Genomic DNA, 15,387 nt, shown 5'->3' with positions numbered 1-15,387 from the left:
TGGAACCCGTTGTTTCTGACAACCACAACCAGGTGCCGTCCAATGGAGGGTGGGAGGCTGGATCTTCTTTCCGAAGCCTGCACCACTGCTCATTGGCGGTCTTGGGAACAAGCCACCGGACTGGAGTTCGAATGTGGTTCGCGCTCCAGCCACGTTCATTCTCTCATATTGCCGTTCAAATACGCTGTAATTGTGTGACAAAGCCGGTCAATACGGCCGTGGGCCGCGGGTACAGGCTGGCTCAAGCTGGCGGCGATACAATCTGGGCAGGAGCACCCCAGACAAAGGACGCCATCCATGCCACGCACTTCGCCCCCCACGGGCACGGACTATGAACAGGATCGCCAGGACGGTGCCGGGCTGGCATCGGCTTCGGCCGCTGCCGCCGTACCGGCCATGACACGCGACCGCCCCTTCGGCTGGCTGCTGGTCATCACCGGCATTGTGGGCTGGCTGGCCTCCGGCATCCTGGTGCTGGAAAAACTTGAGGTCCTCAAGGATCCCAACCACGCCACCGTCTGCGATGTAAACCCCTGGATTTCCTGCGGGCAGGTCATGCAGACGTGGCAGAGTTCAGTCTTCGGCTTCCCGAACATGTTCATCGGAATTGTTGCCTTCGCCATCACCACCACCGCGGGTATGGCGCTGCTTGCCGGCGCCCGGTTCGCCCGCTGGTACTGGCTTGGGCTGCAGGCCGGCATCACCCTCGGCTTCATCTTCGTGGTGTGGCTGTGGTCCCAGGCTCTGTACTCCATCCGCATCCTGTGCCCGTTCTGCATGATTGTCTGGGCAGCAATGATTCCGCTCTTCGTCTGGGTCACAGTGCGGAACGTCGTCCACGGCGTGATTCCGGCGCCGGCACGCCTGGCCCGGATCCTGGGCGACTCCGGCTGGATCATCTCGGCACTGCTCTACGTGGCCGTGATCGCCACGATCTTCTTCGCTTTCATCCAGGTGTTCGCCGGCACCTCGGGGTTCTAAGCCAAAGAAAAAGCGCGAACTGGCAGGTGACGCCCTCAAAACCAACTTTTGGGGGCATTACCTGCCAGTTCGCGCTTAACCTGCGGGAGGTTCAGGCCTGGAACCAGATCTTGATTTCGCGCTCGGCCGAGTCCACAGAGTCCGAGCCGTGGACCAGGTTCTGCTGGACCTTCAGGCCCCAGTCGCGGCCGAAGTCGCCGCGGATGGTGCCGGGGGCCGCCGTCGTGGGATCGGTGGTGCCCGCCAGCGAGCGGAAGCCTTCGATGACACGGTGGCCTTCGAAGATGGCCGCGACCACGGGGCCGCTGAGCATGAACTCCACGAGCGGCTCGTAGAACGGCTTGCCGACGTGCTCCTCGTAGTGCTGCTCGAGCAGTTCCCGGCTGGCGTTGGTCTTCTTGAGTTCGGCCAGGGTGTAGCCCTTGGCTTCGATCCTCTTGAGGATTTCGCCCGTCAGGTTGCGGGTGACGCCGTCCGGCTTGATCAGGACAAGGGTGCGCTCAATGCTCACAGTTGCTCCAATGAGGTTGGTTGTGGGTTTCGACGGTAAGTCTACGGGGTCTGGCCGTTGCCTTGGGTGCCAGTGCCTTCGGTGCCTGCGCCTTCAGTGCCGGCAACTTCATTGCCGGCGGCTTCATTGCCCGCGGCCGCGTGCGCGGCATCCCATTCGGCCTGCTCGCGTTCCCGTTGGGACGATTCGCGGTCGATGCGGATTCCCGCCCGGATGCCGTACCACCAGGCGAGGGCGAACAGCGCGCCCACGAGGAACATCATGGGTTCGGCGAAGCCGGTGAGAATGAGCACCAGCTGAAGAACCCAGCCCAGCCCCACGCCCCACGGCTTGGACAGCACGGCGCAGGCGAGGATCAGCACAACGCTCAGCCCGATGCCCACGGTGAGGATCAGCGCCGGGGAGATTTCGGCGCGGCGCAGACCGAACACCGCCAGGGTCGCGAAGAAGACCACGAAGGCCTCCAGCAGCAGGACCGTCGAGGCGAACATGACCTTGGTGGACCGCCGCTTCTTGGGCATGCCGGGGCGCCATTCGCGCTGGGCCTTGGTGAGCCGCGCCATCAGGCGGCCGCCTTTCCAAGCAGGATGCGGGCGTCCGCCACCAGCGTGATGGAGCCGGTCACCAGCACACCGCCGGCGAGGTCGTCATTCGCTTCGGCGCGCTCAACGGCCCACTCCAGCGCGTCGTCCAGCTTCTCGGCGATGTGCACGTTTTCCTCGCCAAAGCCGAGGTCGACGGCGAGCTCCGCCAGTTCCGCTGCCGGCACCGCCCGCGGGGAATTGGACTGGGTGAAGCAGAATTCCTCCGCGAGGTCGCCCAGTGACTCCTTGAGCTGGCGCAGGATCTCCTCTGCGTCCTTCTCCTTGAGCACCCCCACCACCACTACCAGCTTGCTGAAGCTGAAGGCCTCCTGGATGGCCTCGGCTGAGGCGCGGATGCCATCCGGGTTGTGCGCGGCGTCGACGATGATGGTCGGTGCTGTGCGCAGGACTTCCAGTCGGCCCGGGGATGAGACGGTGGCGAAGGCCTCCTGCAGGACTTCCAGGGACAGCTCCTTCTCGCCGCCGCCAAGGAATGCCTCCAGCGCGGCCACGGCCACGGCCGCGTTCTCGGCCTGGTGGGCACCGTGCAGCGGAACCATGAGGTCGGGGTAGCGTCCGGCGATGCCCTGGACCGTCACCACCTGGCCGCCGACCGCGACCTGCCGGGATTCGACGCCGAACTCCACCCCTTCGAAGCGGAACGGCACCTGCACCTCTTTGGCCTTCTCCAGCAGTACCTGGGCGGCGTCCAGGGGCTGGGCTGCGCTGACGAGGAAGCCGCCGGGCTTGATGATGCCGGCCTTCTCGTAGGCGATGTCCTCGGTGGTGTCTCCCAGCAGGTCGGTGTGGTCCAGCGAGATGGGTGTCACCACGGAAACCTGGCCGTCGCCGACGTTGGTGGCGTCGGTGATGCCGCCGAGGCCCACCTCCATGATGGCGACATTGACCGGCTGGTCGGCGAACACGGCGAAGGCCAGGATGGTGAGGCACTCGAAGTACGTCAACCGGGGCTGGCCCTCGGCGGTGAGTTCGTCGTCGACGATCTGCAGGTACGGGCGGATCTCGTCCCAGATGCGCACGAACGTCTCGTCGGACACGGGCGCGCCGTCCAGGCTGATCCGCTCCGTCACCTTGGACAGGTGCGGGCTGGTGTAGCGGCCGGTGCTGAGGCCGTGGGCGCGCAGGCCCGCCTCGATCATCCGGGCCGTCGAGGTTTTGCCGTTGGTGCCGGTGATGTGGATGATCGGGTAGGCCTTGTTCGGCTCCCCCAGCACGTCCATGGCGCGGAACAGCGGCGCAAGCCGGGGCTCCATCTTGTTTTCCGGCGCCCGGCCCAGCAGTTCGGCGTAGACGCTCTCCACGGAGAATTCGTCGGTCATCTCTCAGGCCCCCACTTTTTCGACAGTGATGCGCGGTTCCGCGGCGTCCGCCGGCAAAGCCTCCAGCTCGAGCGTCAGCGTTTCGGTCTTCACCAGTTCGGCGTTCGCCAGCAGGGCGTCGATGACGTTCTGCGCGGCGTTCACCGTGGTCCGGATCCGGTCGCTCACGTTCAGCGCGGCGTCCTTGCGGGCCTGCTGGATGGCCCGGACCATGTCACGGGCGAGGCCTTCGGCCTCGAGTTCGGGGGTGACTTCGGTGTTCAGGACCACGAAACCGCCGGTGGGCAATACCGCGGCAGCAGAAGACGCAATTGCCGAACCGCCGTCGGACTCTGCCACGACCGTTTCCAGCGTGTATTCCTGCGGTTCCAGCTCAAGGCCGCCCGCGGTGACCACACCGGCGTCGGAGACTGACCAGTCGCCGGACTTGGAACCCTTGATGGCCAGCTGCACGTTTTTGCCGAGGCGCGGACCGGCGGCGCGGGCATTGACCACGAGCTTCTGCTCGATGCCGAACTCCTCCGGCGAGGCGCTGGCGGCATCCAGCAGGCGGACCGAGCGCAGGTTCAGTTCGTCGGCGACAACGGCGGCAAAGCCTTCCAGCGCGTCCGCGCCGGGTGCCACCACGGTGAGTTCCTGCAGCGGCAGGCGGACACGCAGGTTGGCGGCCTTCCGCAGCGAGGAGCCGGTGGAGCAGATCTGCTGCACGCGGTCCATCGCCTGTACCAGGGCTGCGTTGGAGGGGAACAGCTCGGGGTCCGGCCAGTCGGCGAGGTGCACGGAGCGCCCGCCTGTGAGGCCGCGCCAGATCTCCTCGGATACAAGCGGCAGCAGCGGGGCGGCGACGCGGCACACGGCTTCCAGGGCTGTGTACAGGGCGTCGAAGGCGTCGGCGTTCTCGTCGAAGAAGCGCTGGCGGCTGCGGCGGACGTACCAGTTGGTGAGCATGTCCAGGTAGCTGCGGAGTTCGTCGCAGGCGCCTGAGATGTCGTAGGCGTCCAGCTGGGCGGTCATGTTGCGGACGAGGTCGCCGGTGTTGGCCAGCAGGTACTGGTCCAGCGTGTCCGTGTAGCCGTCGTACCGCAGTTGCGCGTCGTAGCCCGCACCGCCGGCCGCTGCATTCGTGTACAGCGTGAAGAAGCTGTACACGTTCCACAGCGGCAGGATGACCTGACGGACGCCGTCGCGGATGCCCTGCTCGGTGACCACGAGGTTGCCGCCGCGCAGGATGGGGCTGGACATGAGGAACCAGCGCATGGCATCGGAACCGTCGCGGTCCAGGACCTCGGACACGTCCGGGTAGTTGCGCAGGCTCTTGGACATCTTCTGCCCATCAGAGCCCAGCACGATGCCGTGGCTGATGACGTTCCGGAAGGCGGGGCGGTCAAACAGCGCGGTGGACAGGATGTGCAGCATGTAGAACCAGCCGCGGGTCTGTCCGATGTACTCCACGATGAAGTCGGCCGGGTTGTGGGTGTCGAACCAGGCCTCGTTTTCGAACGGGTAGTGCACCTGGCCGTAGGGCATGGAGCCTGAGTCGAACCAGACATCCAGCACGTCCTCCACGCGGCGCATGACGGACTGGCCCTCTTCGGGGGTGCGGGGGTCGTCCGGGTTGGGCCGGGTCAGCTCGTCGATGAACGGCCGGTGCAGGTCAACCTGGCCGTCCTTGTTCAGCGGCAGCCGGCCGAAGTCGGCCTCGATGTCCGCGAGTGAGCCGTACACGTCGGTGCGCGGGTACTCGGGATCGCTGGACTGCCACACCGGGATGGGGCTGCCCCAGTAGCGGTTGCGGCTGATGGACCAGTCGCGGGCGTTGGCGAGCCACTTGCCGAACTGGCCGTCCTTGACGTTGCCGGGGATCCAGTTGATCTCCTGGTTCAGTTCGGACATCCGGTCGCGGAACTTGGTGACCTCCACGTACCAGGAGGAGACGGCACGGTAGATCAGGGGGTTGCGGCAGCGCCAGCAGTGCGGGTAGCTGTGCTCGTAGCTGGCCTGGCGGACCAGGCGGCCCTGGGCGCGGAGCACCTGGGTGATGGGCTTGTTGGCGTCGAAGACCTGGAGGCCGACGATGTCGTGCAGGTCGCCGTGGGCGAAAAGGTGCAGGAACTTGGCACCCTCGTCCACGGAGAGGACCACGGGGATGCCGGCCTCCTCACAGACCTTCTGGTCGTCCTCACCGTAGGCGGGTGCCTGGTGGACGATGCCGGTGCCGTCGGTGGTGGTGACGTAGTCCGCCACGAGGAACTGCCAGGCGTTCTGGGTGCCGTACTTTTCCGTGTCGGCGAAGTCGTGCCACAGCGGCTCGTAGGTGAGTCCTTCGAGCTCGGCGCCGGTGTGGGTGGAGACCACGGCGGCACCCGCGGCAGCGGCGTCGTCGTAGCCCAGGTCTTTTGCATAGGTGCCCAGCAGGTCTTCGGCGAGCAGGAAGCTTCCGGTGACGGGCGCTTCCGCCGAGGCGGCCTTCACGCCGTTCGGCCCGGCGGGCAGCACGGCGTAGCTGATGGCAGGCCCGACGGCGAGCGCCAGGTTGGTGGGCAGCGTCCAGGGCGTGGTGGTCCAGGCCAGCGCCTGCACACCGGCAAGCTGCCTGGACAGTTCCGACTCCCCGGCCTTGACCGGGAAGGTCACGGTGACGGTCTGGTCCTGGCGGTTCTTGTAGACGTCGTCGTCCATGCGCAGCTCATGGTTGGACAGCGGCGTCTCGTCCTTCCAGCAGTACGGCAGCACGCGGTAGCCGTTGTAGGTCAGGCCCTTCTCGTGCAGCTGCTTGAAGGCCCAGAGCACGGACTCCATGTACTCGACGTTGAGCGTCTTGTAGTCGTTGTCGAAGTCCACCCAGCGGGCCTGGCGGGTGACGTACGCCTGCCACTCGTTGGCGTACTTCATCACGGAGGCGCGGCAGGCATCGTTGAACTTGTCGATGCCCATGGCCTCGATCTGGGTCTTGTCCGTCATGCCCAGCTGCTTCATGGCTTCCAGCTCGGCGGGCAGGCCGTGGGTGTCCCAGCCGAAGCGGCGTTCAACGCGCTTGCCGCGCTGTGTCTGGTAGCGGCCCACCAGGTCCTTGGCGTAGCCGGTCAGCAGGTGGCCGTAGTGCGGCAGGCCGTTGGCGAAGGGCGGGCCGTCGTAGAAGACGAATTCGTTGCTGCCGGGGGCGCCGCCGGGAAGGTCGGCGCTGCGCTGGTCGATGCTGGCCTGGAAGGTGCCGTCCTGGTCCCAGTACTTGAGGATCCGTTCCTCGATCTCCGGGAACTTCACGGAGGCGGAGACTCCTGCGGAGGAGCCCTGACCGGACGGGGCTGCTGAGGCCTTGGGGTAATACGTCATCTCGAACATCCTGGGTTGAGCTGGTGAACAAGTGGATCATTCAGGATGCGAGGACGGCGCATGGGCGATCATCCAACAGCGTTGGATAAAACACCTCGGCACCGCGGTACCACCTCACTTACCGCTGCCCAACCCCAAGGGAGTTCGACGGCGGCCGCTCATTGCTGCTGTGACGGGCTTACCCGTCCGGTTCTACTGGCCTCGTCCCGCGGTCGGTTGTCCGCCGCGCGGGCCGGGTGTTCTTCCGGAAGCTCACCGGTGATGGCCGGGTCAAAGCTGTTGGCTCCAGTCTAACTGCTGCTGCGGCGGCGGCCATAACCATGCGGCAGCCCCGGCCTAGACTCGATCCATGACTGCTTCGGCCCGCCGCGCGCAAACCGTCTGGCTGCTGCTGGCGCTCTGCATCCTCCTGCCGGTCACCGTGCTTTCACTGTTCCGTGCCGTTCCGGCGGAGTGGCCCACACAGGTGGTCCAGCTGCTGTCCTTCACCCCGTGGCTGGTGATTCCCGCGGGGACGGCCTTTCTCCTGGCGCTGCTGGGGCGGCGTCTCCCGGTCACGGCCGCTGCCGCACTGCTTCTCGGTGCGCAGCTGTTCTGGCTCTGGGCCCCCGACGCAGGGCAGGCTGACGCGGGACAAACGGACGCCGGTCGGGCGGAGGCCGGGCAGGCGGAGGCGGGCCCGTCCGGTTTCGGCAGCAGCGTTCCGCTGACGGTGATGACCATCAATTCCCGCTTCGGCAAGGCCGATGCCGCGGAGATCGTCCGGCTGGTCCGGGACAACCGCGTGGAACTGCTCGCCATCCAGGAGCACACGCAGGCGGTGGAGGACCGGCTGGCCGCCGAGGGGCTGGGGAGCCTCCTGCCCCACAGGATCAGCAGTCCCGCCGAAAACGGCTCCGGCACCGCAACCTACTCAAGACACCCGTTCGAAGCCGTCGGGCTGATTCCCGACACCCCGTTCCAGATGCCGACCTTCCGGCTTACCCTGCCCGTTGCGGGTGCCGGCAGTGCGGGCGCCGGCCATGCAGCGGCCACGCTCGAGGTCACCAACGTGCACACCTTCCCGCCGGTGGATGTCCGCGTCGGGCAGTGGCGCAGCGACCTCGCATCACTGGGCCGGCTGGTGGCCCGAAACGGTGCCGTCGGCCAGGCCAACCAGCTGCTGCTTGGGGACTTCAACGCCACCTATGACCACGCGGAGTTCCGCAACCTGCTCGACGGCGGCCCGGGTGGCCGGAAGCTGGTGGATGTCGGAACGGCATCCGGGGCGCGGTTCACGCCCACGTGGCCAATGGACGGCCAGGCACTGCCCGGCATCACCATCGACCACGTGATCACCAGTCCGCGCATTCCGGCGTCGGGCTATGCCGTGCACCGCGTTGCCGGGACGGACCACGCGGCGGTGACTGCCACGCTGGCCGTCCCGGTGGACGGTTAGCTCAGGCCTGTTTGCGGATCAGCTTGAAGGTTGAGGCCTGCGCCACCGGGCGGATGACGATCTGGTCAAGGTTCACGTGGTGCGGCGCGCTCACGGCGTAGCGCACAACATCGGCCACGTCCTCGGCCGTAAGCGGCTTCTCCACGCCCTGGTACACCCGGCCGGCCGATTCCGCGTCACCGAGCCGGTTGAGGGCGAATTCCTCGGTCTGGACCAGGCCGGGCGCGACCTCGATGACCCGGACGTTGTGATCTGCCTCTTCCAGCCGGAGCGCCCCGGTGAGGGCATGCTGGGCGAACTTGGCGGCGTTGTAGCCGCCGCCGCCTTCGTAGGCATCCAGCCCGGCCGTGGAGGTCAGGTTCAGGACGGTGCCCTCGCCGTGTTCGCGCAGCATCGGCAGAAAGGCGCGGGTGAGCTTCATGGTGCCAAGGACGTTCACGCGGTACATCCACTCCCAGTCCTCTGTCACGGCCTGGCCCACACGGTCCGCGCCGCGGGCGCCGCCGGCGATGTTGACCAGCGTGTCGATCCCGCCGCTGGAGGTCACGTCAGCCAGGAGGTGTGCGACGTCCGCATCCTCGGAAATATCGGCGGCGAGGGCAACGGCGCCGGTCTCGGCCTGCAGTGCGGCCAGTCGTTCCTGGCGGCGGGCGACGGCGTACACGGTCCAGCCGTCGGCCCGGAGCGCGCGCACGGTGGCTTCGCCAATGCCGGAGCTGGCGCCCGTCACGAGGGCTGATTTGCTGGTTGACACGTTGGAGCTTGCGGAAACCTCAGTCATGGCACCACCCTAGCGCCAACGGTTCGCGCCCCTGTCCAATTCTTACCTCCGCCCAAGCCGTCACTTTCCCGGAGCAACAGCTGCCAGGAATTCCAGCAGCACCCTGGCGTGGTTCACCTCAGGATCCCGGGCCGCGTAGAGCAGCGTCACTTTTCCCTGCTGTGCCGCCAGCTCGCGGAGCTGGTCCACCGCAGCGTTGCCCGCCAGCTCTTCCTCATACTGGGCACGGAAGTCCTCGAACCGCTCCTGCATGTGGGCGAACTCCTTGCGCAGCGGCGGCGACGGCGCAATCTCCTTGAGCCACAGGTCCAGCCGGGCCCGTTCCTTACTGACCCCGCGCGGCCAGAGCCTGTCCACCAGGACCCGGCAGCCGTCGTCGTCAACGGGTTCCTCATAGATGCGTTTGATCGCAAAAGAAGCGCCTGCTTTCGCCATAGCCCGCATGCTACTCCGCTCGTCCCGCGGCGGCGCCCGCCGCCGGGCAGGAAACAACTGCCCGGCATGAAACAATTGGGACCATGGCTGAATCAACGCAGGGTACAGACACGCCCGCCACCGCCCCGATCAACGTTCCCGACAAGCCGGCCCTGGAAGGCCTGGAGGCTGCCCTCACGCAGCGCTGGCTCGCGGAAGGAACCTACCGGTTCGACCCGGATACCACCCGGGAGCAGGTCTACTCGATCGACACTCCCCCGCCCACCGCTTCCGGTTCCCTCCACGTGGGCCACATGTTCTCCTTCACGCAGACCGACGTGCAGGCCCGCTACATGCGCATGACCGGCAAGAACGTCTTCTACCCCATGGGCTGGGACGACAACGGCCTGCCCACCGAGCGCCGCGTCCAGAACTACTACGGTGTCCGCTGCGATCCCGCCATCCCGTACAACCCGGATTACCAGCCGCCGGCACAACCGGCGAAGAACCAGCGGGACTTCGACGTCGTCTCCCGCCAGAACTTCATCGAACTGTGCGAAGAGCTGGCCGTCGAGGACGAAAAGGTCTTCGAGAACCTGTTCCAGACGCTTGGCCTGTCCGTCGACTGGAACCTCACCTACCGCACCATCGACGACACCTCCCGGGCCGTCTCCCAGCGCGCGTTCCTCGCGAACCTGGCCGCCGGCGACGCCTATATGGCCGAGGCCCCCACGCTCTGGGACGTCACGTTCCGCACCGCCGTGGCCCAGGCCGAGCTTGAGGACCGCGAGGTGCCGGGCGCGTACTACCGCTACCCGTTCTTCACCGCCGACGGCGAGAAGATCTACATCGAGACCACCCGCCCCGAACTTCTCGCGGCCTGCGCCGCCCTGGTGGCGAACCCCGACGACGAGCGGTACCAGCCGCTGTTCGGCAAGACAGTGACGTCCCCCCTGTTCGACGTCGAACTGGAAGTCAAGGCCCACCCGCTGGCCAAGGCGGACAAGGGCTCGGGCATCGCGATGGTCTGCACCTTCGGTGACCTGACCGACGTCACCTGGTGGCGCGAACTCCAGCTCCCCACCCGCGCGATCGTGGGCCGCGACGGACGCATCCTCGCCGAGACTCCGGAATGGATCACCACGGACGCCGGCCGCGAAGCCTACGCCGCCATCGCGGGCAAGACGGTCTTCTCCGCCAAGGAAGCCGTGGTGGAGCTGCTCACCGCAGCCCACCTGCTCGACGGCGAACCCAAGAAGATCACCCACCCCGTGAACTTCTTCGAAAAGGGTGACAAGCCCCTCGAGGTGGTCACGTCCCGGCAGTGGTACATCCGCAACGGCGGCCGCGACGAGGACCGCCGCGAACGCCTGATCGGCCGCGGCCACGACATCGACTTCCACCCGTCCTTCATGCGCTCCCGCTACGAGAACTGGATTGCCGGCCTCAACGGCGACTGGCTCGTCTCCCGCCAGCGCTTCTTCGGCGTGCCGATCCCGGTCTGGTACCCGCTGGACGCCCAGGGCAACCCGGACTACGACAACCCTGTCCTGCCATCCGACGACCAGCTGCCGGTGGACCCTGCGGCCGACGCCGCACCGGGCTACGACGAATCCCAGCGCGACCAGCCCAACGGCTTCACCGGTGACGCTGACGTGCTGGACACCTGGGCCACCTCCTCCCTGACCCCGCAGATCGTGGGCGGCTGGAGCCGGGACGAGGACCTGTTCGCCAAGGTGTTCCCGTTCGACCTGCGCCCGCAGGGACACGACATCATCCGCACCTGGCTGTTCTCCTCCGTCGTCCGTGCAGACGCCCTGCAGGATGTCGCACCCTGGAAGCACGCGGCCATCTCCGGCTGGATCCTGGACCCGGACCGCAAGAAGATGTCCAAGTCCAAAGGCAATGTGGTGGTGCCGACCGATGTGCTGAACGAGTACGGCTCCGACGCCGTCCGCTACTGGGCAGCCTCCGCGCGCCTGGGCGCCGACACCGCCTACGAGATCGCGCAGATGAAGATCGGCCGCCGCCTGGCTATCAAGCTGCTGAACGCCTCGAAGTTCGTCCTGAACCTTGGCGCCACGGAGAACTCGGTGGTTACCACGGACCTGTCCGTCCTGACCAACCCCTTGGACCGTGCGCTGTTGGCCCAGCTCTCCGACGTCGTGGCCCAGGCCACCAAGGCTTTCGACAACTACGACTACGCCCGGGCGCTGCAGATCAGCGAATCGTTCTTCTGGCAGTTCACCGACGACTACGTTGAACTGATCAAGGACCGCGCTTACGGGGCCGCCGGCGAGGCTGAGCAGGCTTCCGTGCTCGCCGCCCTGGCCACCACGCTGGATTCGCTGCTGCGCCTCTTCGCGCCGTTCCTGCCCTTCGCCACCGAAGAGGTCTGGGGCTGGTGGCGGACCGGTTCCGTGCACCGCGCCGCCTGGCCGGCGCCGATGGAGATCACCGACGGCGACACCGGCATGCTGGGCACCGTAGGCATCGCGCTCAGCGGCATCCGGAAGGCCAAGTCCGAGGCCAAGGTCAAGCAGCGCACGGAGGTGCTCTCGGCGACCATCACTGCGACTGAGGCGCTCGTGGCCCAGCTCCAGGCAGGGCTCGGGGACCTCAAGGCCGCGGCCAACGCCCAGGACATCGCGCTCACCACCGGCGAGGGCGAGCTCACGGTCAGTGACGTGCAGCTGGCCCCGGCCGAGGAGCCGGCACAGGCCTGATTCGAAGGGGCCCGGATCTATCTGGGCAAAGGGGAAGCCCCATCAGCGTTTTGCCGTTGGTGGGGCTTCGACTTTTCGGCTGTCTGGTGACATCTTTGACAGTCTGGCAAGATCCTCAGAAGTTTCAGGTCTTCCTACCTTGTCACCGGTAGCCTGCTTCTAACTTTGCCGAAGGCTGCGTTGGAAGCATGTCACTGAATCTTTGGTTCTTGCGTCTCACTTCTTTCGAAGTGGGTAAGTTCTATATTTGTCCTCCGGTTCCGGATGCGCAAGAGCCCCGGCAGAACTACTCTCATGTAGTTCTGCCGGGGCTCCGAACGATCAGTCGAATGCGCAGATCAGTCGAATGCGGGGCTTTCGGTCCGGCTGCGCTTGATCTCAAAGAAGTGCGGGTAGGCCGCGAGGGTCACCGACGCGTCCCAGATTTTCCCGGCTTCCTCTCCCCGCGGAATGCGGGTGAGCACGGGTCCGAAGAAGGCGGTGCCGTTGAAGGCCACCACGGGGGTTCCCACGTCCTGGCCGACCAGGGAGATGCCCTTTTCGTGACTGGCCCGAAGCTGGGCATCGTACTCGTCGGAGTCGGCGACGGCTGCCAGTTCGGCCGGGAGGCCGCAGTCGGCGAGGGCCTTGCTGATGACGATCGAGAAATCCTTCTGGCCGCCGTCGTGGATCTGCGATCCCATGGCGTCGTACAGCGGCTTGACCACGTGGTCGCCGTGCTGTTCCTGGGCGGCGGTGATGACCCTCACCGGTCCCCAGGCCTTGTCCATGGCTTCGCGGTACTTCGGATCGAGGTCGCGTCCTTCATTCAGCACAGACAGGCTCATGACGTGCCACTCCGTCTTGATGTTGCGGACGGTTTCCACCTCACCGATCCAGCGGGAGGTGATCCAGGCGAACGGGCAAAGCGGGTCGAACCAGAAGTCGGCCTTGTCGGCAGCGGTTTCAGACACAGCAAATCTCCTCAGGGAAGTCTTCGGGGTGTGGCGCGCCGCTAACACACTCGCCGGGCACGCTTCAGGGACAGCGTCGGACCGGGTGGATTTATTCCGACCAGCCCAATTCAGTCCGATTAGGCGGACTTGTTCCGGCGTTTAGCCACGACGTCGTGCGTGATCATGGTGGGCTGGGCCTTCTTGGCCACCACGTCGGCGGTGATGACCACGCTCGCGATGTCGTCCCTGCTGGGCAGGTCGAACATGACGGGGAGGAGGACTTCCTCCATGATGGCGCGCAGTCCGCGGGCTCCGGTTCCCCGCTCCAGCGCCTGGTCTGCAATCAGGTCCAGGGCGGCGTCGTCGAACGCCAGCTCCACCCCGTCCAGCTGGAACATCTTCTGGTACTGCTTGACCAGGGCGTTCTTGGGCGTGGACAGGATCTGGATCAGGGCGGGACGGTCAAGGTTGGACACCGTGGTGATGACCGGCAGCCGGCCGATGAACTCAGGAATGAGCCCGAACTTGAGCAGGTCTTCCGGCATCACTTCGCCGTATGAGTCGGTGTTCTTGACCTCGTTCAGCGGCGCACCGAAGCCGATACCCTTGCGGCCGGAGCGGGAACCGATGATGTCCTCCAGGCCGGCGAAGGCGCCGGCCACGATGAAGAGGACGTTGGTGGTGTCGATCTGGATGAATTCCTGGTGCGGGTGCTTGCGGCCGCCCTGCGGCGGAACTGAGGCGACCGTGCCTTCAAGGATTTTCAGCAGCGCCTGCTGCACACCCTCGCCCGAAACGTCGCGGGTGATGGAGGGGTTTTCGCTCTTGCGCGAGATCTTGTCGATCTCGTCGATGTAGATGATGCCCTGTTCGGCCTTCTTGACGTCGTAGTCGGCGGCCTGGATGAGCTTGAGGAGGATGTTCTCCACGTCCTCGCCCACATACCCGGCTTCGGTCAGGGCGGTGGCGTCGGCGACGGCGAAGGGGACGTTCAGCCGGCGCGCCAGGGTCTGTGCAAGATAGGTCTTCCCGCAGCCGGTGGGGCCAATCAGGAGAATGTTGGATTTCGCGATCTCAACGTCGTCGTGGTGGACCCCGTCGGCCAGTGTGCCGCTCTTGGGCGCATGGCCGGCCTGGATCCGCTTGTAGTGGTTGTAGACTGCGACGGCCAGCGAACGCTTGGCCGGTTCCTGGCCAATGACGTATTCCTGCAGGAAGTCAAAGATCTCGCGGGGCTTGGGGAGTTCGAAACTCCCCAGATCGGCGACCTCTGCGAGCTCTTCCTCGATGATCTCGTTACAGAGCTCGATGCACTCGTCGCAGATATAGACGCCAGGCCCGGCAATGAGCTTGCGCACCTGCTTCTGGCTCTTGCCACAGAAAGAGCACTTGAGCAGATCCGCGCTCTCGCCAATCCGAGCCATATGTGAACCCCTTAGTATCTTGCCGCAAGGGCAGCTTTGCTCCGGTTGCTGGAATCACGGCCTTACCTCGCGGATCCGGCAATGATTACATCCACTCTAGGTCACATTCGGCCCGAGGGGTGGAAACCGGACGCCGGTGCGGTTCAAAAATCTAAACCCCACCGGCGTCCGTTACTGCTGTTTGCCCGACATGTGCCAGTATTCGGCGGGCGGGCGCCTGTATCTAGCGGGCCAGCGCCTGGGGCTTGATCTTGCGGGAATCGAGGACCTGGTCGATCAGGCCGTAGTCCTGCGCCTCGGCGGCGGTGAGGATCTTGTCACGCTCGATGTCGTTGTTGACCTGTTCCGGAGTGCGGCCGGAGTGCTTGGCCAGGGTTTCCTCCAGCCAGGTCCGCATGCGCATCACTTCAGCGGCCTGGATCTCCAGGTCGGATGCCTGACCGCCCTGGCCGCCGGACAGCGCCGGCTGGTGGATCAGGACGCGGGCGTTGGGCAGTGCGAGCCGCTTGCCCGGCGTGCCCGCGGCCAGCAGCACGGCCGCGGCACTTGCCGCCTGGCCCAGGCACACGGTCTGGATCTCGGGGCGGATGTACTGCATGGTGTCGTAGATCGCGGTCATGGCGGTGAAGGAGCCGCCTGGCGAGTTGATGTAGATGGTGATGTCGCGGTCCGGGTCCGTGGACTCCAGCACCAGCAGCTGCGCCATGATGTCATCGGCGGAGGCGTCGTCGACCTGGACGCCAAGGAAGATGATGCGGTCCTCGAAGAGCTTGGTGTAGGGGTCCTGACGCTTGAAGCCGTACGGCGTGCGCTCCTCAAACTGCGGCAGAACGTAGCGGCTTGTCGGCAGGTTACCGGCAGACGATCCGAAATTGTAGTTCATGTTCATTGCTCCTGGATTCAGTTCTGTCTTGCTGCCG

General features: G+C 65.8%; 12 protein-coding genes. 3 read left to right on the top strand and 9 right to left on the bottom strand.

What is annotated here, in order from left to right:
• Nucleotides 1-297 precede the first annotated feature (297 nt).
• A complete protein-coding gene (locus tag ACFTSA_RS17310; RefSeq protein ID WP_377952839.1) occupies nt 298-981 on the top strand; it encodes a vitamin K epoxide reductase family protein in 684 nt (227 codons plus the stop codon).
• A gap of 91 nt (nt 982-1,072) precedes the next feature.
• Here ACFTSA_RS17310 and ndk read toward each other — a convergent pair whose 3' ends face one another.
• From ndk to ileS, 4 genes are read right to left on the bottom strand one after another with little or no spacing between them, the layout of a single operon-like run.
• Complete coding sequence (gene ndk / locus ACFTSA_RS17305) at nt 1,073-1,492, bottom strand: nucleoside-diphosphate kinase (RefSeq protein WP_003803412.1); 420 nt, start codon at nt 1,490-1,492, stop codon at nt 1,073-1,075.
• Nucleotides 1,493-1,533: 41 nt separating this feature from the next.
• On the bottom strand, nt 1,534-2,055 hold the full coding sequence (locus ACFTSA_RS17300; protein WP_377952837.1) for a DUF4233 domain-containing protein: 522 nt from the start codon (nt 2,053-2,055) through the stop codon (nt 1,534-1,536).
• The gene (locus ACFTSA_RS17295) at nt 2,055-3,416 is read right to left on the bottom strand and encodes a bifunctional folylpolyglutamate synthase/dihydrofolate synthase (RefSeq protein ID WP_377952836.1); all 1,362 of its coding nucleotides are present in this window, start codon (nt 3,414-3,416) and stop codon (nt 2,055-2,057) included. Before ACFTSA_RS17295 ends, ACFTSA_RS17300 begins: the two co-directional genes overlap by 1 nt.
• A 3-nt stretch (nt 3,417-3,419) precedes the next feature.
• Complete coding sequence (ileS, locus tag ACFTSA_RS17290; protein WP_377952835.1) at nt 3,420-6,749, bottom strand: isoleucine--tRNA ligase; 3,330 nt, start codon at nt 6,747-6,749, stop codon at nt 3,420-3,422.
• Between the two features lie 349 nt (nt 6,750-7,098).
• Here ileS and ACFTSA_RS17285 point away from each other — a divergent pair, with 349 nt between their 5' ends.
• Nucleotides 7,099-8,187 carry an endonuclease/exonuclease/phosphatase family protein gene (locus tag ACFTSA_RS17285; RefSeq protein ID WP_377952833.1) on the top strand — a complete coding sequence of 363 codons (1,089 nt, stop codon included), beginning with the start codon at nt 7,099-7,101 and terminating at the stop codon, nt 8,185-8,187.
• 1 nt (nt 8,188) lies between these two features.
• On the opposite strand, the gene ACFTSA_RS17280 is transcribed toward ACFTSA_RS17285, so the two are convergent.
• Together ACFTSA_RS17280 and ACFTSA_RS17275 are read right to left on the bottom strand one after the other, a co-directional pair.
• Nucleotides 8,189-8,968, bottom strand: a complete 780-nt coding sequence (locus ACFTSA_RS17280; RefSeq protein ID WP_377952832.1) for an SDR family oxidoreductase — start codon at nt 8,966-8,968, stop codon at nt 8,189-8,191.
• Nucleotides 8,969-9,028: 60 nt separating this feature from the next.
• Nucleotides 9,029-9,403, bottom strand: coding sequence for a DUF488 domain-containing protein (locus tag ACFTSA_RS17275; RefSeq protein WP_377952830.1), 375 nt, complete (start codon nt 9,401-9,403; stop codon nt 9,029-9,031).
• An 83-nt stretch (nt 9,404-9,486) separates the two neighbouring features.
• On the opposite strand from ACFTSA_RS17275, the gene valS reads away from it, so the two are divergent.
• Nucleotides 9,487-12,108, top strand: a complete 2,622-nt coding sequence (valS, locus tag ACFTSA_RS17270) for a valine--tRNA ligase (protein WP_377952829.1) — start codon at nt 9,487-9,489, stop codon at nt 12,106-12,108.
• A gap of 338 nt (nt 12,109-12,446) precedes the next feature.
• Here valS and ACFTSA_RS17265 read toward each other — a convergent pair whose 3' ends face one another.
• The 3 genes from ACFTSA_RS17265 to ACFTSA_RS17255 all read right to left on the bottom strand — a co-directional run bounded on the left by ACFTSA_RS17265 (nt 12,447) and on the right by ACFTSA_RS17255 (nt 15,350).
• Nucleotides 12,447-13,061 (bottom strand): DsbA family protein, encoded by a 615-nt coding sequence (locus tag ACFTSA_RS17265; protein WP_377952828.1) that lies wholly within the window; start codon nt 13,059-13,061, stop codon nt 12,447-12,449.
• A gap of 119 nt (nt 13,062-13,180) precedes the next feature.
• Nucleotides 13,181-14,467: an ATP-dependent Clp protease ATP-binding subunit ClpX gene (clpX, locus tag ACFTSA_RS17260; protein WP_377952827.1), complete on the bottom strand. Its 1,287-nt coding sequence runs from the start codon at nt 14,465-14,467 to the stop codon at nt 13,181-13,183.
• A 223-nt stretch (nt 14,468-14,690) separates the two neighbouring features.
• Nucleotides 14,691-15,350: an ATP-dependent Clp protease proteolytic subunit gene (locus ACFTSA_RS17255; RefSeq protein ID WP_377952825.1), complete on the bottom strand. Its 660-nt coding sequence runs from the start codon at nt 15,348-15,350 to the stop codon at nt 14,691-14,693.
• Nucleotides 15,351-15,387 lie beyond the last annotated feature (37 nt).

It is taken from the genome of Arthrobacter sp. NPDC057013, assembly GCF_042674585.1.
Taxonomy (GTDB): domain Bacteria; phylum Actinomycetota; class Actinomycetes; order Actinomycetales; family Micrococcaceae; genus Arthrobacter.
Note: the sequence above shows the minus strand (reverse complement) of the source record. Positions and strands in the feature narration are given on the sequence as shown.

Coding starts and splice junctions, on each gene's coding strand:
- ACFTSA_RS17310 (WP_377952839.1), top strand. CDS start 298: ATGCCACGCACTTCGCCCCCCACGGGCACGGACTATGAACAGGATCGC.
- ACFTSA_RS17300 (WP_377952837.1), bottom strand. CDS start 2,055: ATGGCGCGGCTCACCAAGGCCCAGCGCGAATGGCGCCCCGGCATGCCC.
- ACFTSA_RS17295 (WP_377952836.1), bottom strand. CDS start 3,416: ATGACCGACGAATTCTCCGTGGAGAGCGTCTACGCCGAACTGCTGGGC.
- ileS (WP_377952835.1), bottom strand. CDS start 6,749: ATGACGTATTACCCCAAGGCCTCAGCAGCCCCGTCCGGTCAGGGCTCC.
- ACFTSA_RS17285 (WP_377952833.1), top strand. CDS start 7,099: ATGACTGCTTCGGCCCGCCGCGCGCAAACCGTCTGGCTGCTGCTGGCG.
- ACFTSA_RS17280 (WP_377952832.1), bottom strand. CDS start 8,968: ATGACTGAGGTTTCCGCAAGCTCCAACGTGTCAACCAGCAAATCAGCC.
- ACFTSA_RS17275 (WP_377952830.1), bottom strand. CDS start 9,403: ATGGCGAAAGCAGGCGCTTCTTTTGCGATCAAACGCATCTATGAGGAA.
- valS (WP_377952829.1), top strand. CDS start 9,487: ATGGCTGAATCAACGCAGGGTACAGACACGCCCGCCACCGCCCCGATC.
- clpX (WP_377952827.1), bottom strand. CDS start 14,467: ATGGCTCGGATTGGCGAGAGCGCGGATCTGCTCAAGTGCTCTTTCTGT.
- ACFTSA_RS17255 (WP_377952825.1), bottom strand. CDS start 15,350: ATGAACTACAATTTCGGATCGTCTGCCGGTAACCTGCCGACAAGCCGC.